This window comes from Mangrovimonas sp. ST2L15 (assembly GCF_001280515.1).
GTDB classification, from domain to species: Bacteria; Bacteroidota; Bacteroidia; order Flavobacteriales; family Flavobacteriaceae; genus Mangrovimonas; species Mangrovimonas futianensis.
This window is the reverse complement of the sequence record NZ_LBIQ01000030.1, coordinates 1,325,583-1,350,102: the sequence shown is the minus strand read 5'-3', so window position 1 is coordinate 1,350,102 and position 24,520 is coordinate 1,325,583. Positions and strand designations below refer to the sequence as shown.

The 24,520-nt window shown below is 36.5% G+C and carries 33 protein-coding genes; 7 read left to right on the top strand and 26 right to left on the bottom strand.

The window, feature by feature from the left end:
• Nucleotides 1–9: 9 nt before the first annotated feature.
• From rplO to rpsL, 24 genes are all read right to left on the bottom strand, one after another.
• Entirely contained in the window at nucleotides 10–462 is a 453-nt protein-coding gene (gene rplO / locus ZA07_RS09850; RefSeq protein ID WP_053971518.1) for a 50S ribosomal protein L15, read from the bottom strand.
• Between the two features lie 12 nt (nucleotides 463–474).
• Nucleotides 475–657 carry a 50S ribosomal protein L30 gene (rpmD, locus tag ZA07_RS09845; protein ID WP_053971517.1) on the bottom strand — a complete coding sequence of 61 codons (183 nt, stop codon included), beginning with the start codon at nucleotides 655–657 and terminating at the stop codon, nucleotides 475–477.
• Nucleotides 658–671: 14 nt separating this feature from the next.
• A complete protein-coding gene (gene rpsE / locus ZA07_RS09840; protein WP_053971516.1) occupies nucleotides 672–1,196 on the bottom strand; it encodes a 30S ribosomal protein S5 in 525 nt (174 codons plus the stop codon).
• A 6-nt stretch (nucleotides 1,197–1,202) separates the two neighbouring features.
• The gene (gene rplR, locus ZA07_RS09835) at nucleotides 1,203–1,559 is read right to left on the bottom strand and encodes a 50S ribosomal protein L18 (protein ID WP_053971515.1); all 357 of its coding nucleotides are present in this window, start codon (nucleotides 1,557–1,559) and stop codon (nucleotides 1,203–1,205) included.
• Nucleotides 1,560–1,570: 11 nt separating this feature from the next.
• Nucleotides 1,571–2,113 (bottom strand): 50S ribosomal protein L6, encoded by a 543-nt coding sequence (gene rplF / locus ZA07_RS09830; protein WP_053971514.1) that lies wholly within the window; start codon nucleotides 2,111–2,113, stop codon nucleotides 1,571–1,573.
• A gap of 18 nt (nucleotides 2,114–2,131) precedes the next feature.
• Nucleotides 2,132–2,530 carry a 30S ribosomal protein S8 gene (gene rpsH, locus ZA07_RS09825; RefSeq protein ID WP_053971513.1) on the bottom strand — a complete coding sequence of 133 codons (399 nt, stop codon included), beginning with the start codon at nucleotides 2,528–2,530 and terminating at the stop codon, nucleotides 2,132–2,134.
• 72 nt (nucleotides 2,531–2,602) lie between these two features.
• The gene (gene rpsN / locus ZA07_RS09820; RefSeq protein WP_053971512.1) at nucleotides 2,603–2,872 is read right to left on the bottom strand and encodes a 30S ribosomal protein S14; all 270 of its coding nucleotides are present in this window, start codon (nucleotides 2,870–2,872) and stop codon (nucleotides 2,603–2,605) included.
• A gap of 3 nt (nucleotides 2,873–2,875) precedes the next feature.
• Nucleotides 2,876–3,427, bottom strand: a complete 552-nt coding sequence (rplE, locus tag ZA07_RS09815) for a 50S ribosomal protein L5 (RefSeq protein ID WP_053971511.1) — start codon at nucleotides 3,425–3,427, stop codon at nucleotides 2,876–2,878.
• Between the two features lie 2 nt (nucleotides 3,428–3,429).
• Nucleotides 3,430–3,741: a 50S ribosomal protein L24 gene (rplX, locus tag ZA07_RS09810; protein ID WP_053972117.1), complete on the bottom strand. Its 312-nt coding sequence runs from the start codon at nucleotides 3,739–3,741 to the stop codon at nucleotides 3,430–3,432.
• Nucleotides 3,742–3,752: 11 nt separating this feature from the next.
• Nucleotides 3,753–4,121, bottom strand: a complete 369-nt coding sequence (rplN, locus tag ZA07_RS09805; RefSeq protein WP_053971510.1) for a 50S ribosomal protein L14 — start codon at nucleotides 4,119–4,121, stop codon at nucleotides 3,753–3,755.
• Between the two features lie 2 nt (nucleotides 4,122–4,123).
• Complete coding sequence (rpsQ, locus tag ZA07_RS09800; protein WP_053971509.1) at nucleotides 4,124–4,381, bottom strand: 30S ribosomal protein S17; 258 nt, start codon at nucleotides 4,379–4,381, stop codon at nucleotides 4,124–4,126.
• A gap of 11 nt (nucleotides 4,382–4,392) precedes the next feature.
• On the bottom strand, nucleotides 4,393–4,584 hold the full coding sequence (gene rpmC, locus ZA07_RS09795; protein ID WP_053971508.1) for a 50S ribosomal protein L29: 192 nt from the start codon (nucleotides 4,582–4,584) through the stop codon (nucleotides 4,393–4,395).
• Nucleotides 4,585–4,597: 13 nt separating this feature from the next.
• Nucleotides 4,598–5,017 (bottom strand): 50S ribosomal protein L16, encoded by a 420-nt coding sequence (gene rplP / locus ZA07_RS09790; protein WP_053971507.1) that lies wholly within the window; start codon nucleotides 5,015–5,017, stop codon nucleotides 4,598–4,600.
• Nucleotides 5,018–5,037: 20 nt separating this feature from the next.
• Entirely contained in the window at nucleotides 5,038–5,760 is a 723-nt protein-coding gene (rpsC, locus tag ZA07_RS09785; protein ID WP_053971506.1) for a 30S ribosomal protein S3, read from the bottom strand.
• A gap of 9 nt (nucleotides 5,761–5,769) precedes the next feature.
• Nucleotides 5,770–6,177 (bottom strand): 50S ribosomal protein L22, encoded by a 408-nt coding sequence (gene rplV, locus ZA07_RS09780; RefSeq protein WP_053971505.1) that lies wholly within the window; start codon nucleotides 6,175–6,177, stop codon nucleotides 5,770–5,772.
• A 6-nt stretch (nucleotides 6,178–6,183) separates the two neighbouring features.
• Nucleotides 6,184–6,462 carry a 30S ribosomal protein S19 gene (gene rpsS / locus ZA07_RS09775; protein WP_053971504.1) on the bottom strand — a complete coding sequence of 93 codons (279 nt, stop codon included), beginning with the start codon at nucleotides 6,460–6,462 and terminating at the stop codon, nucleotides 6,184–6,186.
• A 6-nt stretch (nucleotides 6,463–6,468) separates the two neighbouring features.
• Nucleotides 6,469–7,293, bottom strand: a complete 825-nt coding sequence (gene rplB / locus ZA07_RS09770) for a 50S ribosomal protein L2 (protein WP_053971503.1) — start codon at nucleotides 7,291–7,293, stop codon at nucleotides 6,469–6,471.
• A 12-nt stretch (nucleotides 7,294–7,305) separates the two neighbouring features.
• Nucleotides 7,306–7,596: a 50S ribosomal protein L23 gene (gene rplW / locus ZA07_RS09765; RefSeq protein WP_053971502.1), complete on the bottom strand. Its 291-nt coding sequence runs from the start codon at nucleotides 7,594–7,596 to the stop codon at nucleotides 7,306–7,308.
• Between the two features lie 8 nt (nucleotides 7,597–7,604).
• Nucleotides 7,605–8,234, bottom strand: a complete 630-nt coding sequence (gene rplD / locus ZA07_RS09760) for a 50S ribosomal protein L4 (protein WP_053971501.1) — start codon at nucleotides 8,232–8,234, stop codon at nucleotides 7,605–7,607.
• Nucleotides 8,234–8,851 carry a 50S ribosomal protein L3 gene (gene rplC / locus ZA07_RS09755; RefSeq protein ID WP_053971500.1) on the bottom strand — a complete coding sequence of 206 codons (618 nt, stop codon included), beginning with the start codon at nucleotides 8,849–8,851 and terminating at the stop codon, nucleotides 8,234–8,236. Before rplC ends, rplD begins: the two co-directional genes overlap by 1 nt.
• A gap of 152 nt (nucleotides 8,852–9,003) precedes the next feature.
• The gene (gene rpsJ, locus ZA07_RS09750; protein WP_007650482.1) at nucleotides 9,004–9,309 is read right to left on the bottom strand and encodes a 30S ribosomal protein S10; all 306 of its coding nucleotides are present in this window, start codon (nucleotides 9,307–9,309) and stop codon (nucleotides 9,004–9,006) included.
• 11 nt (nucleotides 9,310–9,320) lie between these two features.
• On the bottom strand, nucleotides 9,321–11,447 hold the full coding sequence (gene fusA, locus ZA07_RS09745; protein ID WP_053971499.1) for an elongation factor G: 2,127 nt from the start codon (nucleotides 11,445–11,447) through the stop codon (nucleotides 9,321–9,323).
• Nucleotides 11,448–11,452: 5 nt separating this feature from the next.
• Nucleotides 11,453–11,929: a 30S ribosomal protein S7 gene (gene rpsG / locus ZA07_RS09740; RefSeq protein WP_053971498.1), complete on the bottom strand. Its 477-nt coding sequence runs from the start codon at nucleotides 11,927–11,929 to the stop codon at nucleotides 11,453–11,455.
• Between the two features lie 19 nt (nucleotides 11,930–11,948).
• Nucleotides 11,949–12,323, bottom strand: coding sequence for a 30S ribosomal protein S12 (rpsL, locus tag ZA07_RS09735; RefSeq protein WP_036121756.1), 375 nt, complete (start codon nucleotides 12,321–12,323; stop codon nucleotides 11,949–11,951).
• Between the two features lie 177 nt (nucleotides 12,324–12,500).
• On the opposite strand from rpsL, the gene ZA07_RS09730 reads away from it, so the two are divergent.
• The 6 genes from ZA07_RS09730 to rlmB all read left to right on the top strand — a co-directional run bounded on the left by ZA07_RS09730 (nucleotide 12,501) and on the right by rlmB (nucleotide 21,576).
• Nucleotides 12,501–14,183, top strand: coding sequence for a POTRA domain-containing protein (locus ZA07_RS09730; protein ID WP_231628666.1), 1,683 nt, complete (start codon nucleotides 12,501–12,503; stop codon nucleotides 14,181–14,183).
• 121 nt (nucleotides 14,184–14,304) lie between these two features.
• Nucleotides 14,305–17,388 carry a SusC/RagA family TonB-linked outer membrane protein gene (locus tag ZA07_RS09725; RefSeq protein WP_053971497.1) on the top strand — a complete coding sequence of 1,028 codons (3,084 nt, stop codon included), beginning with the start codon at nucleotides 14,305–14,307 and terminating at the stop codon, nucleotides 17,386–17,388.
• 15 nt (nucleotides 17,389–17,403) lie between these two features.
• On the top strand, nucleotides 17,404–18,888 hold the full coding sequence (locus ZA07_RS09720; RefSeq protein WP_053971496.1) for a SusD/RagB family nutrient-binding outer membrane lipoprotein: 1,485 nt from the start codon (nucleotides 17,404–17,406) through the stop codon (nucleotides 18,886–18,888).
• An 18-nt stretch (nucleotides 18,889–18,906) separates the two neighbouring features.
• The gene (locus ZA07_RS09715) at nucleotides 18,907–19,761 is read left to right on the top strand and encodes a hypothetical protein (protein ID WP_053971495.1); all 855 of its coding nucleotides are present in this window, start codon (nucleotides 18,907–18,909) and stop codon (nucleotides 19,759–19,761) included.
• Between the two features lie 22 nt (nucleotides 19,762–19,783).
• Entirely contained in the window at nucleotides 19,784–20,776 is a 993-nt protein-coding gene (locus ZA07_RS09710; protein WP_157492109.1) for a hypothetical protein, read from the top strand.
• Between the two features lie 65 nt (nucleotides 20,777–20,841).
• Entirely contained in the window at nucleotides 20,842–21,576 is a 735-nt protein-coding gene (gene rlmB / locus ZA07_RS09705) for a 23S rRNA (guanosine(2251)-2'-O)-methyltransferase RlmB (protein WP_053971493.1), read from the top strand.
• On the opposite strand, the gene ZA07_RS09700 is transcribed toward rlmB, so the two are convergent.
• Nucleotides 21,573–22,316, bottom strand: a complete 744-nt coding sequence (locus ZA07_RS09700; RefSeq protein WP_053972115.1) for a rhomboid family intramembrane serine protease — start codon at nucleotides 22,314–22,316, stop codon at nucleotides 21,573–21,575. The genes rlmB and ZA07_RS09700 overlap by 4 nt on opposite strands.
• A 106-nt stretch (nucleotides 22,317–22,422) precedes the next feature.
• On the opposite strand from ZA07_RS09700, the gene ZA07_RS09695 reads away from it, so the two are divergent.
• The gene (locus ZA07_RS09695) at nucleotides 22,423–23,700 is read left to right on the top strand and encodes a replication-associated recombination protein A (RefSeq protein ID WP_053971492.1); all 1,278 of its coding nucleotides are present in this window, start codon (nucleotides 22,423–22,425) and stop codon (nucleotides 23,698–23,700) included.
• Here the strand turns inward: ZA07_RS09695 and ZA07_RS09690 are convergent.
• Nucleotides 23,697–24,494 carry a hypothetical protein gene (locus ZA07_RS09690; RefSeq protein WP_053971491.1) on the bottom strand — a complete coding sequence of 266 codons (798 nt, stop codon included), beginning with the start codon at nucleotides 24,492–24,494 and terminating at the stop codon, nucleotides 23,697–23,699. The genes ZA07_RS09695 and ZA07_RS09690 overlap by 4 nt on opposite strands.
• Nucleotides 24,495–24,520: the final 26 nt, after the last annotated feature.

Sequence of the window (24,520 nt, the reverse complement as noted above, 5' to 3'; positions counted from 1 at the left end):
AAAAAGTGATTATAAAGTTACGGCTTCTCCTCCAGCAGCTTCGATAGCAGCCTTTGCTGAAGCAGTAAATTTATGAGCAGATACATTAATTTTTGACTTCAATTCTCCTCTACCTAAGATTTTAACTAGATCATTCTTTCCAGCCAAACCTAAAGATACCATAGTATCAAAATCTAAAGTATCATTAATCTTTTTATCGTCGATCAATTGTTGTAAGGTATCCAAATTGATTCCTTGGTACTCAACACGGTTAATGTTAGTGAAACCAAATTTAGGAACTCTTCTTTGAAGTGGCATTTGACCACCTTCAAATCCGATCTTCTTAGAATACCCAGAACGAGACTTAGCTCCTTTGTGTCCTCTTGTAGAAGTACCGCCTTTTCCAGAACCTTGTCCACGTCCAATACGCTTCCCTTGACCTTTAACTGAACCTTCTGCAGGTTTTAAATTACTTAAATCCATTTCAGTGTTTTATTATTTTGTTTCTTCAACAGAAACTAAATGTTTAACTTTTTCAACCATACCAAGGATATTTGGTGTAGCATCGTGCTCAACTACTTGACCCATTTTTCTTAGACCAAGCGCTTCTAGAGTTCTCTTCTGTCTCAAAGTGCGGTTAATTGCACTTTTAACTTTAGTTACTTTAATCTTTGCCATCTCTATCCTTTATATTAACCGTTAAAAACTTTTTCCAAAGATACACCTCTATCACGCGCTACTGTTTGAGCACTTCTCAATTGTAATAAAGCATCAAAAGTTGCTTTTACCACGTTATGAGGGTTTGATGATCCTTGAGATTTAGATAATACGTCATGTACACCAACTGCTTCCAATACTGTTCTAACAGCACCACCAGCAATTACCCCGGTACCCGGAGCAGCAGGAATAATGTTTACTCTAGCTCCACCATATTTACCTTTTTGTTCATGAGGTAATGTTCCTTTCACTATAGGAATACGTACTAAGTTTTTCTTTGCATCTTCCACTGCCTTAGCGATAGCACTAGCCACATCTTTAGATTTTCCTAAACCGTGACCTACTACACCAGCTTCATCACCTACTACTACGATAGCAGAAAAACCGAAGGCTCTACCCCCTTTGGTTACCTTAGTAACTCTTTGTACTCCTACCAAACGATCTTTAAGATCTAATCCGCTTGGTTTTACTAGTTCTGCACTTTTATATTTTTGATACATAATTTCTTAAAATTTAAGTCCTGCTTCTCTAGCTCCTTCAGCTAATGATTTTACTCTTCCGTGATATAAATACCCACCTCTATCAAAAGAGATAGTTTCTACACCGGCCTTCATAGCTTTCTCAGCAACTGATTTACCTACTAGTGCAGCGATTTCCATTTTAGTTCCTGTTGCAGAACTAATGTCCTTATCTCTTGAAGATGCCGAACTGATTGTTTTACCAGTTACATCATCAATGATTTGAGCATATATTTCTTTATTGCTTCTAAAAACAGACAATCTTGGCCTTGCTTCTGTACCAGAAACTACCTTACGTACTCTGCTTTTAATTCTTAATCTTCTTTCGTTCTTTGTTAATGCCATAGCTTAAATGATTATGCAGACTTACCTGCTTTTCTTCTAATTTGTTCACCAACAAACTTAACTCCTTTTCCTTTATAAGGCTCTGGCTTACGGAAACCACGGATCTTAGCAGCAACCTGACCAACTAATTGTTTATCGTGAGACGTTAACTTAATGATTGGATTTTTACCTTTTTCAGAAACAGTTTCAACTTTCACTTCTGGAGCTAGGTCTAATACGATGTTGTGAGAAAATCCTAAAGCCAAATCTAATTTTTGACCTTGGTTACTTGCTCTATAACCAACACCTACTAATTCCAATTCTTTTGTCCATCCGTTAGATACTCCGTGAATCATATTGTTCACCAAAGCTCTATATAGACCGTGTTTAGCTCTTTCGTTTTTTAAATCTGAAGAGCGCTCAACGATTACTTGACCTTCTTCTACCTTTACGGTTACATCTTCGAAATCTTGTGTTAATTCACCTAATTTTCCTTTAACAGTAATTAGATTGTCCTTCACTTCAACTGTAACTCCTTCTGGTATTGCAACTGGGTTTTTTCCTATTCTTGACATGTCTTCTACTGTTTTAAATTAGTAAACGTAACACAATACTTCACCACCCACTTTTTCTCTTCTTGCTTGCTTATCAGTCATTACTCCGTGAGAAGTAGAGATGATAGCAATACCAAGACCGTTTAAGATTCTAGGTAGATCTTTTGAACTTGCATACTTACGTAAACCTGGCTTACTGATTCTTTCGATCTTTTTAATGACAGGTTCCTTAGTTTCCTTATTGTACTTAAGGGCAATTTTGATAGCTCCTTGTACAGTATCTTCTTCAAATTTGTAACTTAAAATATATCCTTGATCGAATAATATTTTAGTTATCTCTTTTTTCAAATTAGAAGCAGGGATCTCAACCACTCTATGGCCAGCACGCACTGCGTTTCTAATTCTTGTTAAATAATCCGCAATAGGATCTGTATACATACTAATTGATTTTGTGATTCCGGTTTTCGAGTATTACGCTCTCGAACCTAAAACCTGATTATATAAATAATATTACCAACTTGCTTTTTTAACTCCTGGAATTAATCCTTTGTTAGCCATTTCACGGAACATGACACGGGAAATTCCAAATTGTCTCATATAACCTTTAGGTCTTCCTGTTAATTTGCAACGGTTGTGCATACGTACAGGAGAAGCGTTTGCAGGTAGCTTTTGTAATGCTTCATAATCTCCAGCTTCTTTTAAAGCTTTACGTTTTTCAGCATATTTAGCCACTGTTTTAGCTCTTTTTACCTCACGGGCTTTCATTGATTCTTTAGCCATATCTTAATTCTTTTGAAATGGTAATCCTAATTCTGTTAATAATGATTTTGCTTCCTTATCAGTTTGAGCAGAAGTAACAAAGGTAATATCCATACCTGAGATTTTGTTTACCTTATCGATATCAACCTCTGGGAAGATAATTTGTTCAATAATCCCCAAATTGTAATTACCTCTTCCGTCAAAACCTGTAGCTTTGATTCCATTAAAATCTCTTACTCGCGGTAAAGCTGAAGTAATCAAACGGTCTAGAAATTCATACATTCTTTCTCCACGTAAAGTTACTTTGGCACCGATAGGCATCCCTTTACGTAATTTGAATGAAGCCACGTCTTTTTTAGACATGGTAGAAACCGCTTTCTGTCCAGTTATCATTGTTAATTCATCCACTGCGTGGTCGATTAACTTTTTGTCTGCAACAGCAGCACCTACTCCTCTAGATAATACAATCTTTTGAAGTTTAGGAACCTGCATTACATTGTCATAACCAAATTCATCTGTAAGAGCAGCAATTACTCTGCTTTTGTACTCTTCTTTAAGTCTCGGTGTATATCCCATAACTATATTACTTCATTAGATTTTTTGGAAAATCTCACTTTCTTATCACCTTCCATTTTCAATCCAACTCTTGTTGTCTCACCTTTTGAGGTCAGCAAAGATAAGTTAGAAATATGAATTGGCGCTTCTTTTTCTACGATTCCTCCTTGAGGGTTCTGTGCACTTGGTTTGTTGTGTTTCTTAATCAAGTTTACACCCTCAACGATCGCTTTGTTCTTATCTATTAATACTTGTAAAACCTTACCTTCAGCACCTTTGTGGTCTCCTGCGATAACTTTTACTGTATCTCCTGATTTTATTTTAAGCTTTGTCATCTTATTTTTCATTAAAGCACTTCTGGTGCCAATGATACAATTTTCATGAATTGTTTATCACGAAGTTCTCTAGCAACAGGACCAAATACACGTGTACCTCTCATCTCACCTTGAGCATTTAAAAGCACACAAGCATTGTCATCGAATCTAATATAAGATCCGTCTGGTCTTCTTACTTCTTTTACAGTACGCACTACTACAGCAGTAGAAACAGCACCTTTCTTAACGTTACCATTAGGAGTAGCTTCTTTAACTGAAACTACAATTTTGTCTCCTAAGGAAGCATATCTTTTTTTAGTACCACCAAGAACACGAATAGTTAGTACTTCTTTAGCTCCTGTATTGTCAGCTACTTTTAATCTTGATTCTGTCTGTACCATAATTACTTCGCTCTTTCAATTATTTCAACTAATCTCCAGCACTTAGATTTACTCATAGGTCTAGTTTCCATGATCCTTACAGTATCTCCAATGTTGCATTCGTTTGTTTCGTCGTGTGCGACATATTTCTTAGTCTTTAACACGAACTTACCATACATAGGGTGCTTTACTTTTTTCACCTCAGAAACTACAATAGATTTCTGCATTTTGTTACTCGTAACAACACCTATACGTTCTTTTCTTAAATTTCTTGTTTCCATTTTCTGCAGACTTATTGTAATTCTCTTTTAGTTAATTCAGTCGCAATTCTAGCTACTGTTCTTCTTGCAGAACGAAGTTGAATTGGATTCTCTAGAGGAGAAATAGCGTGAGCCATTTTCAATTCTGCATAGCTCTGTTTTGTCTCACTAAGTTTTTCCTGTAACTCAGCTACAGATAATTCTTTAATTTCTGATTGTTTCATAATATCAAATAAATTATGCTTCGTAATCTCTTGCAACAATGAACTTAGTTTTAACCGGTAACTTTTGAGCGGCTAAACGCAATGCTTCTTTAGCAGTTTCTAAAGGCACTCCACCTACTTCAAAAAGTATTCTACCTGGTTTAACAACAGCAGCCCAATATTCAACAGCACCTTTACCTTTACCCATACGTACCTCTAGAGGCTTCTTCGTGATTGGCTTATCTGGGAAAATCTTAATCCAGATAGATCCTTCTCTCTTCATATAACGGGTTGCAGCAATACGTGCAGCTTCAATTTGACGTGCTGTAACAAAACTTGAGTCTAATGATTTTATTCCAAAAGTACCACTTGAAAGACGGTGCCCTCTTCCGGCATTTCCTTTCATGCGTCCTTTTTGTTGCTTACGAAATTTTGTTCTTTTAGGCTGTAACATGATTTCTGTTCTTTAAAAAATTACTTTCTGCGACGAGATTTGTTATTGTTGTTACCTCGTCCACCTCCACCTTTTCCTTGCTTCTTAGATAGACCAACAAGCGGAGAAAGCTCTCTTTTACCATATACTTCGCCTTTCATAATCCACACTTTAACACCCAATCTACCATAAGTAGTATGAGCTTCTACAAGTGCATAATCAATATCGGCTCTAAATGTTGATAATGGAATACGTCCTTCTTTGTAGTGTTCGCTACGTGCCATTTCAGCACCGTTTAAACGACCACTAATTTGAATTTTAATTCCTTCAGCATTCATTCTCATGGTAGCGGCAATTGCCATTTTGATAGCACGTCTGTAAGAAATACGATTCTCAATTTGACGAGCTATACTAGAAGCTACCAAGTACGCATCAAGTTCCGGTCTTTTAATTTCAAAGATGTTAATTTGAACCTCTTTGCCAGTAATTTTCTTAAGCTCTTCTTTTAACTTATCTACCTCTTGACCACCTTTCCCGATAATGATACCAGGTCTTGCAGTAGTGATAGTAACGGTTACAAGTTTAAGCGTACGCTCAATAATTACTCTTGATACACTAGCTTTAGATAGACGAGCATGAATATACTTTCTGATCTTATCGTCTTCGGCAAGTTTATCACCATAATCGTCTCCTCCATACCAGTTAGACTCCCATCCTCTGATAATTCCTAAGCGATTCCCGATTGGATTTGTCTTTTGTCCCATACTCTTATCTTAGCTTTGTGTGTTATTGTTAGCTCCAACCACTAAAGTAACATGGTTAGAACGTTTTCTAATTCTGTGTGCACGACCTTGTGGTGCTGGACGCAATCTTTTCAACATTGCTCCGCCATCCACTTTAATCTCTTTAACAAACAATTCAGCGGTTTCAATATCAGCATCTTCGTTTTTAGCTTGCCAGTTTGCAATTGCAGACAATAACAATTTCTCTAAACGGTTAGATGCTTCTTTTTTACTGAATTTCAAAATATTAAGAGCTTTCTCTACGCTTTCACCTCTTACTAAATCAGCTACTAAACGCATTTTTCTTGGAGATGTAGGACAGTTATTAAGCTTAGCAAAAGCAACTTGCTTCTTCTGTTCTTTAATAGCGTCCGCCATTTGTTTTTTACGACTTCCCATAGCTTATTACTTTTTACCTTTGTTTTTTGCACCTGCGTGACCTCTAAAAGATCTAGTTGGTGAAAATTCTCCTAATTTATGTCCTACCATATTTTCAGTCACATAAACTGGCACAAATTGACGCCCGTTATGTACTGCAATAGTTTGTCCTACGAAATCTGGAGTAATCATACTTGCTCTAGACCAAGTTTTGATGACTGTTTTCTTACCAGATTCTACGTTATCTTGAACTTTCTTGTCTAATTTATAATGAACGTAAGGTCCTTTTTTTAATGATCTTGCCATGACTTATTATTTCTTTCTACGTTCTACAATATACTTATTACTCGCTTTTGTCTTAGAACGGGTTCTATAACCTTTAGCAGGTATACCTTTTCTAGAACGTGGATGACCTCCTGAAGAACGTCCTTCACCACCACCCATTGGGTGATCAACAGGGTTCATTACTACTGGTCTAGTTCTTGGTCTTCTACCTAACCATCTAGATCTACCAGCTTTACCAGATACCATTAATTGGTGATCTGAATTTGAAACAACACCTATAGTTGCCATACAAGCAGACAATATCATTCTTGTTTCACCAGATGGCAATTTGATAGTGGCATACTTACCTTCCTTAGCCATTAATTGAGCAAATGTACCAGCACTTCTTGCCATTACAGCACCTTGACCTGGTCTTAACTCAACACAACTAATAATAGTTCCTAATGGAATATTTGCCAATGGCATAGCATTACCAATTTCTGTTGGTACCACTTCACCAGAAACAACAGTTTGTCCAACTTGTAATCCGTTTGGAGCTACCATATATCTCTTCTCTCCATCTTCATAATTCAATAGAGCGATGAATGCAGTTCTGTTTGGATCGTATTCAATTGACATTACTTCAGCTGGAACATTTGCTTTGTTACGCTTGAAGTCAATGATACGATATCTCTTTTTGTGACCACCACCTAAATAGCGCATGGTCATCTTTCCTTGACTGTTTCTACCACCAGATTTTTTCTTCGGAGCTAATAAACTTTTCTCCGGCTTATCAGTAGTAATGGCGTCAAACCCATTTACTACTCTAAAACGCTGACCTGGCGTGATTGGTTTTAATTTTCTTACTGACATCTTTTTGTCTTATTACATATTGCTATATAAATCAATCACCTCTCCGTCACTCACAGTTACAATTGCTTTTTTGACAGCATTTGTTTTACCGTGCTGAATCCCAGTTTTTGTATAACGGGTTCTTCTTTCTGGACGGACATTTATCGTACGAACTTGTTCAACAGAAACACCATAAGCAGCTTCAACCGCTTTTTTAATTTCTACCTTGTTCGCCTTTTGGCTCACTTCAAAAGCGTAAGCATTCAAAGTTTCACTTTGAGTAGTCGCTTTTTCAGTAATAATAGGTTTTATTAAAATACTCATTGCCTTCCTTATTTACTTAAATTCGATTCAATTTCTTCTAATGAGCTCTCTAAAAGCACCACTTGATTCGCATTCAAAATCTTGTAAGTGTTTAATTCTGAGTTATTTACAACTTCAGACCCTTTTAAATTGCGCGACGACAAATATACATTATTATTTGATGCACCCAACACAAACAAAGATTTTTTATCCTCTAGTCCTAAGGCCTTTAGCACAGCTGTAAAGCTCTTAGTCTTTGGAGTATCAAATGAAAAATCTTCTAATACTACGATAGAGTTTTCATTTGCCTTAATTGATAAAGCTGATTTTCTAGCTAAACGCTTAAGGTTCTTGTTCAATTTGAAACCGTAGTTTCTAGGAGTAGGACCAAACATACGCCCACCACCTTTAAAAACTCCAGACTTGATACTACCAGCTCTTGCTGTACCAGTACCTTTCTGTTTTTTAATTTTTCTAGTACTACCTGCAATCTCTGCTCTTTCTTTAGATTTGTGAGTTCCTTGTCTTTGATTAGCCAAGTATTGTTTCACGTCTAAATAAACAGCATGGTTGTTAGGCTCAATAGCAAACACATCTTTAGAAAGCTCAACCTTTCTACCTGTGTCTTTTCCGTTTATATCTAAAACTGCTACTTTCATTACTTCTCGATAATTACATAAGAGTTTTTGTGTCCAGGAACACATCCTTTAACAACAAGTAAATTCTTTTCAGGAACTACTTTTAATACTCTTAAATTTTCAACTTTTACTTTTTCACCACCCATACGGCCAGCCATACGTATTCCCTTGAATACACGTGCTGGATAAGAAGCAGCTCCAATAGATCCTGGTGCTCTTAAACGGTTATGTTGACCGTGAGTAGCTTGACCTACACCACCAAAACCATGACGTTTAACAACCCCTTGGAATCCTTTTCCTTTTGAAATTCCAGAGATATCAACAAACTCTCCTTCAACAAAATGCTCAACAGTGATTGCATCACCTAATTTGTACTCCGCATCAAAACCTTGAAATTCTACGACTTTGCGCTTAACAGAAGTACCAGCTTTTTTGGCGTGACCAATTTCAGCTTTAGTAGCACTTTTTTCTGTCGCGTCATCGAAACCAAGTTGTAAAGCTGTATAGCCATCAACTTCTTCGGTTCTGACTTGGGTAACGATACATGGACCTGCTTCGATAACAGTACAAGGAATGTTCTTTCCTTTGTCATCAAAAATGCTGGTCATTCCGATCTTTTTTCCAATTAACCCAGACATAATTATTAATTTAATTTATTATTACTTACTTATTTAAAAAACTTCAGGGTCAAAATACCTTTCAACCCTGAATTGTATTTTTTCCGTTTTTCCTTTGCACGCAGCTCCGGACATGTACTTGTCAACTTATCCAGCTAACAAACGAAGTGTACTTACACTTTGATCTCTACTTCAACTCCACTTGGCAATTCAAGCTTCATTAAAGCGTCGATAGTCTTTGAAGAAGAACTATAGATATCCAATAATCTCTTATAAGAGCTTAATTGAAATTGCTCTCTACTCTTCTTGTTTACGTGCGGAGAACGTAGTACAGTGAAAATTTTCTTGTGTGTTGGTAATGGAATTGGTCCAGTTACAACAGCTCCAGTACTTTTTACTGTCTTCACAATCTTATCAGCAGACTTATCTACTAAATTGTGATCGTATGATTTTAATTTTATTCTAATTTTTTGACTCATTTCCTTAAAATTTAAGCTTCAACTCCTTTAGCCGCTTTAATCACTTCTTCTGCAATGTTAGAAGGTGTTTCAGCATAATGTGAAAATTCCATGGTTGATGTTGCTCTACCAGAAGAAAGGGTACGTAACGCTGTTACATATCCAAACATTTCAGATAATGGCACATCAGCCTTGATAACTTTAGAACCTGCTCTGTCGCTCATGTTATTAACTTGACCACGACGACGGTTAAGGTCACCTACAATATCTCCCATGTTTTCTTCAGGAGTCAACACTTCTAATTTCATAATTGGCTCCATGATTACAGCTTTTGCAGCTTTAGCAGCAGCTTTAAATCCTAGTTTAGCAGCCAATTCGAATGACAATTGATCAGAATCCACATCGTGGTAAGAACCATCCGTTAAAGTAACTTTCATTGAATCAACTTCATATCCAGCCAACGGACCATTAACCATAGCCATTTTAAATCCTTTCTCAACTGAAGGAACAAATTCTTTAGGAACGTTACCACCTTTAATTTCTGAAACGAATTCAAGACCTGTTTTTCCTTCTTCAGCTGGTTCAAGAGTAAATACGATATCAGCAAATTTACCACGACCACCAGATTGCTTTTTGTAAACCTCTCTGTGCTCAGCTTTTCTTGTAATTGCTTCTTTGTACTCAACTTGAGGCTGACCTTGGTTTACTTCAACCTTAAATTCTCTTCTAAGACGGTCAACAATGATATCTAAGTGAAGCTCACCCATTCCAGAAATAATAGTCTGTCCTGAAGCTTCATCTGTTCTTGCTGTAAACGTTGGATCCTCTTCAGCCAATTTAGCTAAAGCCATACCTAATTTATCAACATCTGCCTTAGTTTTAGGCTCAACAGCGATACCGATTACTGGATCTGGGAAGTCCATAGATTCTAAAACGATTGGTGCCTTCTCATCAGATAAGGTATCTCCTGTTTTAATATCCTTGAAACCTACAGCAGCTCCAATATCTCCTGCCTCGATATATTCAATAGCATTTTGCTTGTTTGAGTGCATTTGGTAAATACGAGAAATACGCTCTTTTTTACCCGATCTATTATTCAAAACATAAGATCCTGCATCTAAACGACCAGAATAAGCACGGAAGAATGCCAAACGACCTACGAATGGATCTGTAGCAATCTTAAATGCCAATGCAGCAAATGGCGCAGTAACATCTGGCTTACGCTTAACCTCTTCTCCTGTATCAGGATTTGTACCTACAATCGCATCTTTATCTACTGGCGAAGGCAAGTAACGACATACGGCATCCAATAAGAATTGAACCCCTTTATTTTTAAATGAAGAACCACATACCATAGGAATGATAGACATATCCATAACAGCAGCTCTTAAAGCAGCGTGGATTTCATCCTCTGTAATAGAGTTTTCATCCTCCATGAATTTCTCTAACAAGTTTTCATCATATCCAGCAACTTCTTCAATTAAGTTAGCTCTGTACTCGCTAACTTCTGCTTTCATATCTTCAGGAATGTCTACAACGTCAAAAGTTGATCCGAAGTTATCCTCATGCCATACAATTGCACGGTTTTTAACTAAATCAACTACTCCTCTAAAGTCTGCTTCATCACCAATTGGCAATACAATTGGAACAGCATTAGACCCTAACATATCCTTAACCTGTTGGCATACTGCTAAGAAGTTAGATCCTTGACGGTCCATCTTGTTAACAAATCCCATACGAGGCACTTTATAGTTATCAGCTAATCTCCAGTTAGTTTCAGATTGTGGCTCAACACCATCAACAGCACTAAACAAGAATACCAACCCATCTAATACACGTAATGAACGGTTTACCTCTACAGTAAAGTCAACGTGACCAGGAGTGTCGATAATATTAAAGTGATAATCTTTTGCTTCAGGAGTTGGAACACCATTTTCTCTTGGAAACTGCCAAGTACAAGTCGTTGCAGCAGAAGTAATAGTAATACCTCTTTCTTGCTCTTGCTCCATCCAGTCCATAGTAGCGGCTCCATCATGAACTTCACCGATTTTATGGCTTACCCCTGTATAGAATAAGATACGCTCTGTAGTTGTCGTTTTTCCAGCATCAATGTGTGCTGCAATACCTATATTTCTTGTGTATTTTAAATCTCTACCCATTTATATTAGAATCTAAAGTGTGAGAATGCTTTGTTTGCTTCTGCCATCTTGTGAGTATCTACTCTCTTCTTAACGGCCGCTCCTTCTTCTTTAGCAGCAGCTAAAATCTCTGATGCCAATTTTTGAGCCATTGACTTTTCGTTTCTTTTACGCGCATATCCAATCAACCATTTCATAGCTGTTGAAATCTTACGGTCTGGACGAATTTGCATTGGAATTTGGAAGGTAGCACCACCAACACGACGGCTACGTACTTCTACGTGAGGCATCACATTAGATAAGGCATCTTTCCACAATTCTAAAGCAGTCTTCTCGTCGTCAGTTTTCTTTTGGTCTACAATGTCAATCGCATCATAAAACACTTTAAAAGCTACAGACTTCTTACCATCCCACATCATCATGTTAACGAAACGCGTCACTAACTGATCGTTGAAACGTGGATCTGGCAACAAAGGTCTTTTTTTCGCTTGTCTTTTTCTCATGTCTTCGTCTTAAAAAATTTTACTTTTTAGGGCGTTTTGCTCCATACTTAGATCTACGTTGCGTTCTTCCTTGAACACCTGCGGTATCCAAAGCTCCACGAACAATGTGGTATCTAACTCCTGGTAAATCCTTTACCCTTCCACCTCTTACCAATACTATCGAGTGCTCTTGGAGATTATGTCCTTCACCTGGGATGTACGCGTTTACTTCTTTACCGTTAGTTAACCTTACCCTTGCTACTTTACGCATAGCTGAGTTAGGTTTCTTAGGTGTAGTCGTGTATACACGAGTACAAACGCCACGTCTTTGCGGACACGAATCCAAAGCAGCCGATTTACTCTTCTTGGTAATCTTGGCTCTTCCTTTTCGTACTAATTGTGAAATTGTTGGCATAAATTTTTACTAATTTTATACAATACCTCTTCTTTGAGGGCTGCAAAGGTAGAAATTAAATTTAATTTTTCAAATCATAACAAATTAATTTTCAATCTCATTTAAAAAATAAAAGCCTCTTTATATTAAAACATCTCTTTTTGAGTTAGTTTTACATACCAATAAGAATTTTTACCGTTGCAGAAATCTTATCTCACACTCCTTATTATATATATCTTTTTTACTACAGATACTGTTTGTCAAGAACTTCATCTCAGAATTCTATCTAAATCCATTTCAGATTCAGCAAAAATAGATTCATTAGGTTATGCAAAAATACATCTAGATGTCCTATCCATTGAAAAAGAATACGCCCTTTTTAAGGAAAGGACATATCAATCTGGTTTTTTAGATGCTGAATTTGACAACCTAAGAAAAACAAATGATTCTACTTTTTTAGGCTTGATCGACCTGAAAAAAAAATATGACTCCATACATATATATTATAACAACATTCCGAAAGAAGCATTAAAAAAAATAAGTGACACTTATACTGACACGTTTTTCACCCTTCCATTTTTTGATTTAGAGGAAAGTTTGAACAAATTAAGTTTGACGTTAGCAGATTTAGGAAATCCATTTATCTCTTTTCAACTAGACGACATTCAAGCTGATAACAACTATTTAACTGCTAAATTAAAAATCAAAGACAACCAAGACCTACGTCATATAGACGACATTAAAATTAAAGGTTACGAAAAATTCCCTAAGTCATTTGTTAGGCATTACCTTAAAATAAGGAACGGTCAAAATTTGAACATTTCAGAAATCAAGGATAAAGTAACCAGATTAGACCAATTGTCATTCGCAAATTCTATTAAAGACCCAGAAATCCAATTCACTAAAGATTCAACCATTCTATACCTTTATATAGAAAAACAAAAAATAAACAACTTTGACGGCTTTATAGGATTTGGAACTAATGAAGAAACTAATAAAATAGAATTTAACGGTTACTTAAATTTAAACTTGACAAACAACCTTAATTTTGGGGAGCGATTTAGCTTGACCTACAAAAGCGACCAAAACGATCAAAGAAGGTTTCAAACCAACATAGAAATCCCCTATCTCTTCCAGACACCACTGGGAGCTGAATTTGAATTAAGACTGTTTCGGAAGGATTCAACTTTCACCACTAGCGAGCAACGCGCCAATCTTTTCTATCAATTTAATCCGAAACATTCAATATATCTAGGCATTCAAGGTGTGCAATCTGAAAATCTTTTAAGTCAAGAAGCCACAATTCCCCTTAACGATTATAAATCTACCTTTTATAATGTAAGGTATGTTTTCAATTTACGACAAAGCAACAGACTATTCCCCACAAATTCGTTGTTACGATTCCAAATCGGAACCGGAAAAAGAACATTATCTGGAGAAGATTTGGCCCAAAATCAAATATTGGTAGACGCATTTAAAATCTTTAATTTAAATCTCAAAAACAGTATTTACATTAGGTTAAATAGCTTCCTATTGGATAGTTCCAATATCCTTGAAAATGAACTGTCATGGTTTGGAGGAATCAATTCTATACGTGGGTTTGAAGAGAATAGTTTAGCTGCTAATTTATATGCCTTCATCAACACAGAATACAGGCATTCACTTACAGAAAGCATTTATATTCATACCATTATAGATTTCGGATACCTAGAAAACGAGCTTTCAGCACAGCAAGAAAACCTCTACAGTTTTGGTCTCGGGTTTGGACTTTTAACCAAAGCAGGATTATTAAAATTTAATTATGCCAACGGGAAAACAGAGTCTCAAAATTTCAAGTTTTCCAACTCCCAGGTGCATTTAAGCCTCACTTCTTTTTTTTAGAGTTTTCTTAACGTTAATCCAACAAACTTTTTAAAAAAAATGAAAATTTTAACCTGCTAATGTTGTTTAATTAACTTTTTATTATGATTTTTGGCGTAGACTAATTCAAATAAAATATAAAATGAAAACAAAGTTTAGTGGAATTCTAACGCTATTCTTAGCGTTTGTTGTGCATCTTTCCTTTGCACAAGAAAAAACAATTTCAGGGACAATCTCGGATGAAAACGGATTGCCGCTCCCTGGAGTTAATATCATCGTTAAAGGTACGACCAATGGTACTCAAACAGATTTTGATGGAAACTATTCCATTTCTGCGAGCCAAGGAAGTGTCCTTGTCTATACTTTTGTGGGTTACACTCCAAAGGAAATGACAGTGGGATCTTCTTCTACCATTAGTTTTGCTATGGAGCCCGATGTTCAAGCCATAGACGAGGTTGTTATCTCGGTTCTTGGTACTAAGAGAAAACTTGATGAGATTACCACAGCAAACCAAGTGGTGAAAGCAGAAGAGTTGACTCAGGCTCAAAACCCTAACTTAGTACAAGGTTTATCTGGTAAGGTATCTGGTCTACAAATTAACACTACTAACAGTGGGGTTAATCAAAGTACCCGTATCGTATTGCGTGGTAACAGATCCTTGACTGGTAACAACCAAGCTTTAATTGTAATTGATGGTGTTATTTCATCTTCAGAAATTTTAGCTAATATTGACCCTAACTTAATTGAGTCTGTGAACGTAATCAAAGGTGCCAACGGTGCTGCTCTTTATGGTTCTCAGGGTTCTAACGGGGTATTCGTTGTAACTACAAGAAAAGGTGGAGCTAATGATAAGTTTAATGTATCTGTTAGTTCTTCTGCTTCTTTTGAAAACATCGCTTACCTTCCTCAAAGACAGACTAGATACGGTCAAGGATGGAACGGTGAATTCGTTTCTTATGAAAACGGGGGATGGGGTCCAGAAATGGATGGTCAATTAAGACCTGTTGGTTTACCACAATCTGATGGAACTTACAGATATTTCCCATACAGTGCTATTGATGATAACATTGCTGAGTTCTTCCAAACTGGTACAACGTTCCAAAACACGATCAGCTTATCAAATGGTAACTTGGAAGATGGTTATGTGTTTTTATCTGCCAACAAAGTAGATACGGAATTTATCATTGCTGATGATAAGGCCAACAGAAACACTTTTAACTTCAAAGGTGGTAAAAAAGTAGGTAAATGGACGTTGGAAGGAAATGTATCTTACATTACCAGTAAAACACAACAATCTACAGGTTCTCTTTACTTAGAGCTATTACAAACAGCAACAAACATTCCTGTTGAAGAGTTTTCTGAGCCTAACAATGCAACTCACTGGACTTCTTATTATAGATCTCCTTACTGGGTAAGAGATAATGAAAGAACTCAGGATCGCTTTGATATTTGGACAGGTATTGCCAATGTAGGTTACCAATTGAATGATAACATCGATATCTTATACAACGCAAGTATCAGAACCAGACAACGTAGTGGACAAAACTGGGTAAATGGTGCAACTGATACTGAAAATGTTGGTGGTGGAGATTATACTACTATTTCATCTTTTGGAACTTATAACGATAACTATAGAAATTACTATGGGGATTTGTTAATTAACTTTAACTACAACTTAACTGATGATATTACCTTAAAAGCTAATATTGGTCACAACTTACAAGATAACTTGTTTGTTTCTACTGCTAACAGTGGTAGTAATGTTACCATTCCTGGTTTTTATAATATTAGTAATGTTACAGGAACTCCTAACGTTAGTAATTCTACTATCAGAACTAGAAGAATTGGTCTTTTTGGGAACGTGGATTTAGGATTTAAAGATTTCTTATTCTTAAACGTAACTGCCAGAAATGACTGGACTTCTACTTTAGACCCATCAAACAATTCATTCTTCTATCCAGGTGTAGGTTTATCTTTTGTTCCTACCGAAGCATTTGATATTACTGATGGTCCTATCAACTATATGAAAATTGCTGCTTCACACGTAAAAGTTGGTAATGATGGTGGTATTGCCGCTTACGAAACTGTGCCAATCTTTTCTCAAGCTGCTAACTTCCCTTATGGTTCATTGAACTCATTCTTGGGTGATACAACTATTACAGACCAATACTTGGAGCCTGAATTTGTAACTTCAACAGAGTTCAACTTAAACGTAGGTTTATTTAATGATAGAGTAACTTTCGATGGTTCTTATTATTTCTCAAAAAACACGAACCAAATTGCTAACACATCTGCTTCCTATGCTTCTGGAGTTGTTTCTTCAAGAGTTAACATTGGTGAAACAGAAACAAAAGGTTTTGAAATTGACTTAGGAGTTAAGCCTATTTGGTCAAGCGACCCAAGAGGACTACGTTGGGAAGCAAGATTCTCTTATGCAACTAACAAAACTGAAGTTATCAAAATTAGTGATGACACAGATGAATTAGCAATCCTTTCTTATCCTAACAATGCAAACCCTATTGGTGTATTTGCAGTTGTTGGAGAAGAGTTCCCTACTATTAAAGGATCTGCATACGAAAGAGATCCTCAAGGACGCGTTATTATTGACCCTACTACAGGTACGCCTAGAGTATCTAATGAATTACAAATATTAGGTTCTTCAAACCCTGATTACATCTTAGGTTTGAATACATCTATTAGCTTTAAAGGATTTAGATTATCTGGAGTATTTGATTACAGAACTGGTCACCAATTCTGGTCTGGTGCTAAATCATGGTTATCATGGTCTGGTCACTTAATCGAATCAGCTCAAAATGGAAGAACAGGATTTATCTATCCTAATTCTGCTATCCCTGATGGAAATGGTGGTTATGTTGCCAACACAAGTGTTATTACTGGTGGAACAACTTATTCTAACTACTTAAACTACTTCTCTAACGACTATTATACTGTTGCTGAAAACTTTGTGTTAGATGCTACTGCATTCAAATGTCGTGAGTTGTCTTTAAGCTACTCTTTATCTCCTAAAATGTTAGACAATACAGCTTTAAGCTCTTTAACTTTAGGTGTTAATGCTAGAAACTTGTTCACAATCCTACCTAAGGAGAACCGTAGTTATAACGACCCTGAAACTTCCAACACAACAGGAAATGGTCAAGGTTTAGCAGCAATCAACCAATATCCAGTTACCAGATCTATTGGTATGAGTCTAAACGTAACATTTTAATAATTGCTTGAAATCATGAAAAAAATAAATAAATTATTTACATTATTAATTGCTTTGACGTTACTAAACTCATGTAGCAATTATCTAGACATAAACGATCCAGTAAATGATCCTACTGCTGATATAGTTTCTCCTGATTTAATTTTAGCAGGAGCTCAAACTAGAATCTATGCAACTCAAGCAGGTAGTATGAACCGTTTAGGAAACGTGTTTATGAACAACTGGTCTGCAAACGTTAATGCCTTTACTGGTGGATTTAACGAAGAGTACCAAATGATTATGACCAGTACTTTTTACAGCAGCATTTGGGATGGTTTATACCTTCAATTAGCTAACTTTCAATCCATGATTGATTCTCCTTTTGAAGGATACAACCAACATGTTGCTATTGCCAAAATCATGAAATCATTCTACATGCAATATATTGTAGATTTATATGGAGATTGTCCTTATTCAGCAGCCTTCCAAGGAAATAATGATTTGACACCTGCTTATGACGATGAGATGGCAATTTATAGAGCTTTAATAGTAGAATTAGATGAAGCTATTGCTCTAATTCAAGATGGGTCAGGATTTGAAGTAGGTTCAGAAGATGTCGTTTACGGTGGTAATATGGCTAGTTGGGAACAATTTGCTAATACCGTTAAACTTAAAATCTTAATGAGAGAAGCTACTAAAGCCGAAACTGATGGTGAAACTGCATCATATTTGAATGAGCAATTCGCTACTTTATCTCAAAACTTTGTGACATCTAATGTAACAATCAATCCTGGTTATGCGCAAGATGCTGGTAGACAAAATCCATTCTACGGAACCTATGGTTATAACGTAGATGATTCTGAAACTACTTCACACCGTTTCGTTAGAGCTTCTAAATATGCCGCTGACTTCGTAAACGGTACTCCTGGTATCCCAGATCCAAGAGGTCCACAAATTTATGAAGCTATTGGTGGTGTTATAATTGGAGTAGAACAAGGTATTGACAGTAACTCTGATGATATCCCAGAAGATATTTCTCCAATTGGACCAGGTTTACTTAAAGATCATGACCAAGATGGAGTCATCATGTTAGGTGCAGAAAGTTTCTTCTTACAAGCCGAAGCTGCTTACAGAGGTTATATTGCAGGAGATGCTAAGTCTTTATTCCAAGCTGGTATATCTGCCTCATTTGGTTACTATGAAATTTCCGCTACATCTTATTTAGCTAACAGCGATGCTTTAGATGAAATTGGTTGGGATGGTTCAGCCAACAAAATTGAGGCTATAATGACTCAAAAATGGTTAGCTACAAACGGTATCAATGCCATTGAATCTTGGATTGAATATACAAGAACTGGATATCCTGAAATTCCTTTGGCTTTGTCTGCCCAAAGACCAAACAAGCCTAATAGATTATTATATCCAGCTTCTGAGTTAATTGCAAATGCAGCAAATGTACCTAGCCAAAATGCAGAAACTGCATTCAGCACCTACATTTTCTGGGATGCAACTCAAAATTAATCTTAAAAAAAATTGAATATGAAAAATTTTAAATTATTAACCTTATTATTTGTAAGTGCACTTTTTAGTGTTTCTTGTATCGTAGACGACGAAGATGAAACGTTAGATGCAATGGCTAACACTCCTTATGTAGTTGGCTTCAAAACGTCATCTTTTACCGAAAGTTATTTTGAAGATTTAGGTCCGGTAGAATCCTACTATCCAGTTAATTTAATTGGAGGAATGGATGGTACACCATCCTCTTCAAACATCGTGATTAACTATAGTGTTGACCCTGCTTCATCTGCTACAGAAGGTGTAGAATTTGACTTCATGGATAATTCTGGAACTATGACAATTCCTGCAGGTCAAAGATTTGACGAATTTGGAATTTATATTAATACCGGGAATTTGAACCCTACAGAACCAACAAGATTGATTTTAAATCTTGAAGGCGTAGCATCTAATAATGCAACTGTTTCAGCTTTTAATACAACCTTAACTATTACTTTTGTAGGTTGTCAATCTAATCTAGCTGGAAACTACCTTGTAACAGGTACAAGAAGTGACGGTGCAAGCTTTAGCATGGGAGTTGAACCTCTTGAAGAAGTAGGTGTAAATACATTCCATACGTTAACTACTGGTCACTGGGCTGCAGGTTCTTTACAACCTGATCACGGTTTCTCATTCGTAGATGTTTGTGGTGAGCTTTCTATTTTACCTGATCAATATCTAATGAATGCTTACAGTAATACTTGGGGTGGAGTTCAATATCCAGGTGCTAGTTCAGGTGCTCATGGTGTAGTTGATGAAAATGGTAACTTTAATATTATTTATTCTATCGTATTATCGGGTACAAACTACATCTATAATATGACCTATACGCTTCAATAATAATCTATTAAACGACATTAAAATGAAAAAATTAAATTATAAATTATTCTTGTTTGGTTTATCCCTTCTTGCATTTGGTTGTATGGATGATGATCAAGATTACCCAGCACATAACAAGCCAACGGCAACTGTAACAACCACTAATTTGGATGTTACGGAAGGTGATGGCCCGGCAATGGTTACTATCACCATTGATAGAGCTATTTCCTTAGATTCTGATTTTAAAATTGATTTGTTATCAGACCATTGGGATGATGTAGCTGTTTATGGTGAAGGAGAAAGCGATATTCACTTATCTGAATATGAAAATGGCCCAGAAGGTTGGTATGTAACTATTCCTGCATATTCTACTTCGGTAAGTTTTTATGTAGAACCTTTATATGATATCTATCCTGAAGGTGACGAAGCGGTTAAATTTAGAGTATCTCAAGGATACGCTGGTAACTCAATTGTAGGTTCTGGGGCTAATTTCACAATGAACATTTCTAACATTACTTCTAATGATTTAGACATTGTTTTAGAATGGGACGGTGAATTTACAGGAGCTGATGGTTCCACTCATGATTGGTGTGGTGCCGATTTTGACTTAGAGGTTTATGATGCTAACTTTAACTTTTTAGGTGCTAGCTATTATGACTGTCCAGAATCTTTATCAATTGGAGAGGGAGTTTTACCAGACGGAGATTATTGGGTTGTACCTTCTTTTTGGGCACTTGGTTACTCAGGAAGTGAATTACCTGCTGCTGGAACAAACATTCCTGTTTCTTTAATTTTTGCTAAGCCAGGTGTTTGGGTAGAAGAAGTAGATTTAGGAACTGTATGGAATACTGTTGACGGTGGTTATGTTGAAAACAACCCTGATGCGTATTTAGTTAAGTTTGTTTTGACTATAGAAGGTTCTACTTACACTGTAACCGATGCTGATACTGGTGAGGTTATTGTAACAGGTAAATCTGCTGCTGGTGTTTCAATTTCTGATATACCAGTAAAATTCAAAGGAAATAGAGCTTTATAATTTTTTACATAAAGTCTAAAAATAAAAGCCTGCTTTTTAAGCAGGCTTTTTTATATTTTTACATCATGAAAAATGACACAGAAATATTTGGGATTAGAGCCATTATTGAAGCTATCAATTCTGGAAAAAATATTGATAAGGTATTCTTGCAAAAGGGTTTGAAAGGTGATTTATTTAAAGAATTGGAAAGCCTAATTCGATCAGAAAACATTAATTACTCTTACGTCCCCATTGAAAAATTGAATAGGTTCAAGAATAGAAACCATCAAGGTGCCGTTGCCCAAATAGCTCCCATTGCGTTTCATGATTTGGATGCTCTTATTCTTGAAACTTTAGAATCAGATGTTACTCCCCTATTTTTGGTCTTAGATCAATTAAGTGATGTTAGAAATTTTGGGGCCATCATACGAACCGCTGAATGTACTGGTGTTCATGGTATCATCATCCAGAAAAAAGGTGGTGCTCCTATTAATGCTGATACTGTAAAAACCAGTGCTGGAGCCATTTTCAAAATTCCTATTTGTAAAGTAGATCATATTAAGGATGCCATCTTCCATTTACAAGCTTCGGGTATCAAAGTTATTGCAGCAACCGAAAAAACAGACCATGATTTATATGATGTTTCGTTCGTTGAACCATGCGCTATTGTCATGGGATCTGAGGGAAAAGGGATTAATCCATCTGTCTTAAAAATTGTAGATGACCGCGCTAAATTACCTTTGCTGGGCACCATAGAATCACTAAACGTATCGGTTGCCTGTGGTGCTTTCTTATATGAAGTGATTAGACAACGTCGTTAATCGTCATCATCCTTTTTTTTATAGATATAGTTATACACTATAGAATCCTGTGGGTCTTCTTCTAGATCGACCTCCTCAGGTAGTTGTTCAATAAAATTCCCATCGGCGTCAAAATGCTTTAGAAAAGGATCGTCATCTTCATTGAAATCGTCCTTCTCCCACTCATACTTCTTAGGCTTAGCTATCTGTTTTCTAAAAACCAGCGCAAAAAATAAGCCTACTAAAAACCCAGATAAGTGACCTTCCCAAGAAATTTCATCCTTAATAGGAAATGTATACCATATCATACCTCCATACAAAAACACAACCATCAAAGACAACGCTATTAACCGATAGTGTTTAGCAAAAATTCCTTTGAAAAAGGTAAAACTAACTAAGACATAAATTAACCCACTTGCACCAATATGATAAGAGGGTCTTCCTATCAACCAAGTCATAAAACCACTCAGTAAGATTCCAAAAATGATTACCTTCCATGCTATGGGTCTATAAAAGTAGAACAGTGCTGCAGACAGGATCAAAAGCGGCAAACTATTGTGAAGCAAATGGGTCAAACCAGAATGAATTAAGGGGCTTAAGGCTATACCTGGAATGCCTTTAACTGCCAATGGATAGATTCCTAACCTAGTGAAATTGAAACCGAACCGAACCTCAGCCCAAAACACTACCCAAATGGACAAAACAAATAGTAATGGATAAACAACTACCCCATTCGAAAATTGAAATGAGTCTTCTTTCATATGTTTCATCAATCAAATTTCTACCCAATAAGAAATGTAATGATAAATTGTCAGTATTTCCCTTTACATCCATACTGAATCCATCATAATTCCATAATTTTACCACATGAACGAACCATTGGCAGAACGTTTAAGACCAAAAACCCTCGAGGACTATATAGGACAAGACCATTTGATTGGAAAGGAAGGTTCTCTATTCCATCAAATCAAACAAGGACTTATACCTTCCATGATTTTTTGGGGTCCTCCTGGTATAGGCAAAACTACATTGGCCAATATCATTTCCACCGAGACCAACAGACCTTTCTATACCCTAAGCGCTATAAATTCTGGAGTTAAGGATGTACGAGATGTTATTGAAAAAGCCAAAAACAGTGGTGGTCTCTTTACTGCTAAAAACCCGATTCTATTTATTGATGAGATTCACCGATTCAGTAAATCACAACAGGATTCTTTGCTCCAAGCGGTTGAAAAAGGTTGGGTAACCCTTGTAGGTGCCACCACCGAGAACCCAAGCTTTGAAGTTATTCCCGCTCTATTATCCCGTTGCCAAGTATACATCTTAAATTCCTTCAGTAAAAGTGATCTGGAAGCCCTTTTAAAGCGGGCCATGGAAAAAGATGAACATATATCTCAAAAAAACATAAAACTTCTGGAAACCGATGCATTATTGCGCCTTTCTGGAGGGGATGCTCGCAAATTGCTCAATATTTTTGAACTTGTTGTGAATTCTGAAGATTCCAAAACGGTTGAAATAACCAATGATTCTGTTCTAAAGAAAGTTCAAAACAATACGGTTCGTTATGATAAAACAGGGGAGCAACATTACGATATCATTTCAGCCTTTATTAAGTCTATTAGAGGAAGTGACCCTAATGGAGCAGTATATTGGTTGGCCAGAATGATAGAAGGTGGTGAAGATGTTAAATTCATTGCCCGCAGGTTATTAATATTAGCTAGTGAGGATATTGGAAATGCAAATCCCACGGCTCTTGTTATTGCCAATAATGCTTTTCAAGCTGTTTCTGTTATAGGTTATCCCGAATCGCGCATTATACTGAGTCAATGTGCCACCTACCTAGCCTGTTCTCCAAAAAGTAATGCCGCATATGAAGCTATCAATTCGGCTCAACAATTGGTGAAGCAAACGGGAGATCTCTCTGTGCCTTTACACATTAGAAATGCACCTACCAAATTGATGAAAGAGTTGGGTTATGGTGACAATTATAAGTATGCGCATAGCTATGAAAATAACTTTGCTGAACAGGAATTTTTACCAGACGACATCAAAGGTACCAAGCTCTATGAGCCAGGTTCTAATTCCAGAGAAAATGCCCAAAGGGACTTTCTAAAATCACGTTGGAAAAATAAATACGGTTATTAGAATTTAATGACGAGTGTTGTGGTTTTGGATTCCCCACTGCTCTTGTCACTTAAGATCCATTCATCATTTGATTTGTACACAATAGCGTCCCTGCCTTTAACCAAAAACATATCTGTTTTTGGAGTTTCTAAGAGAACCATAACAACCTTAGGGGCACTATCAACCAATTGATAGCCTCCTGCAATTTTTTGGGCATATAACATTTCATATGCAACCTCATTTTGCCCAACTACAGCCTTAGGTTGCGGAGCTGTTACTGTTTCCACCGTAGCAACTTCAGCTACTTGTTTTACCGGCACCTTAACCTCATTACTCTCAGCCACAGGAGCCACTGCCTTGGCTTGAGCCACAGAACTAGATGGTTCGTATGAATAATTTAGAGCTTCCACTGAGATAAAGGCTTCTCTTAAAGCTTGGTTGTAAGCCACTTTATACTGTTTATCTTTGCTCGTTCCTTCGGCTCCTTCAAAAACCACTCTATTTTGACAGTTTTTTAAAACCACCTTTAGTTTGGTTGTAAACAAACCCGATTCATTAACAACATCTGATTTTAATCCCAAACACATGTTATTATACAATTCATCTGGGTACGTATCATCTTGCATGACCACTTTGAAGCCGTACTTCTCAAACAGAAATTTACTAAGGGAATTGAGTTGGTATTGGTCTGCTTCTTTTACGAAATCATATTTGTTAGGTACTATGACATATTTATAATTATTGATGCTCTCCTGTGAAAATCCTGATTGAACAAACAGTAGACCAACAAAAAGGGCGTATAAAACTTTCTTCATTTCTATTCTTTTGTAATATGGATTAA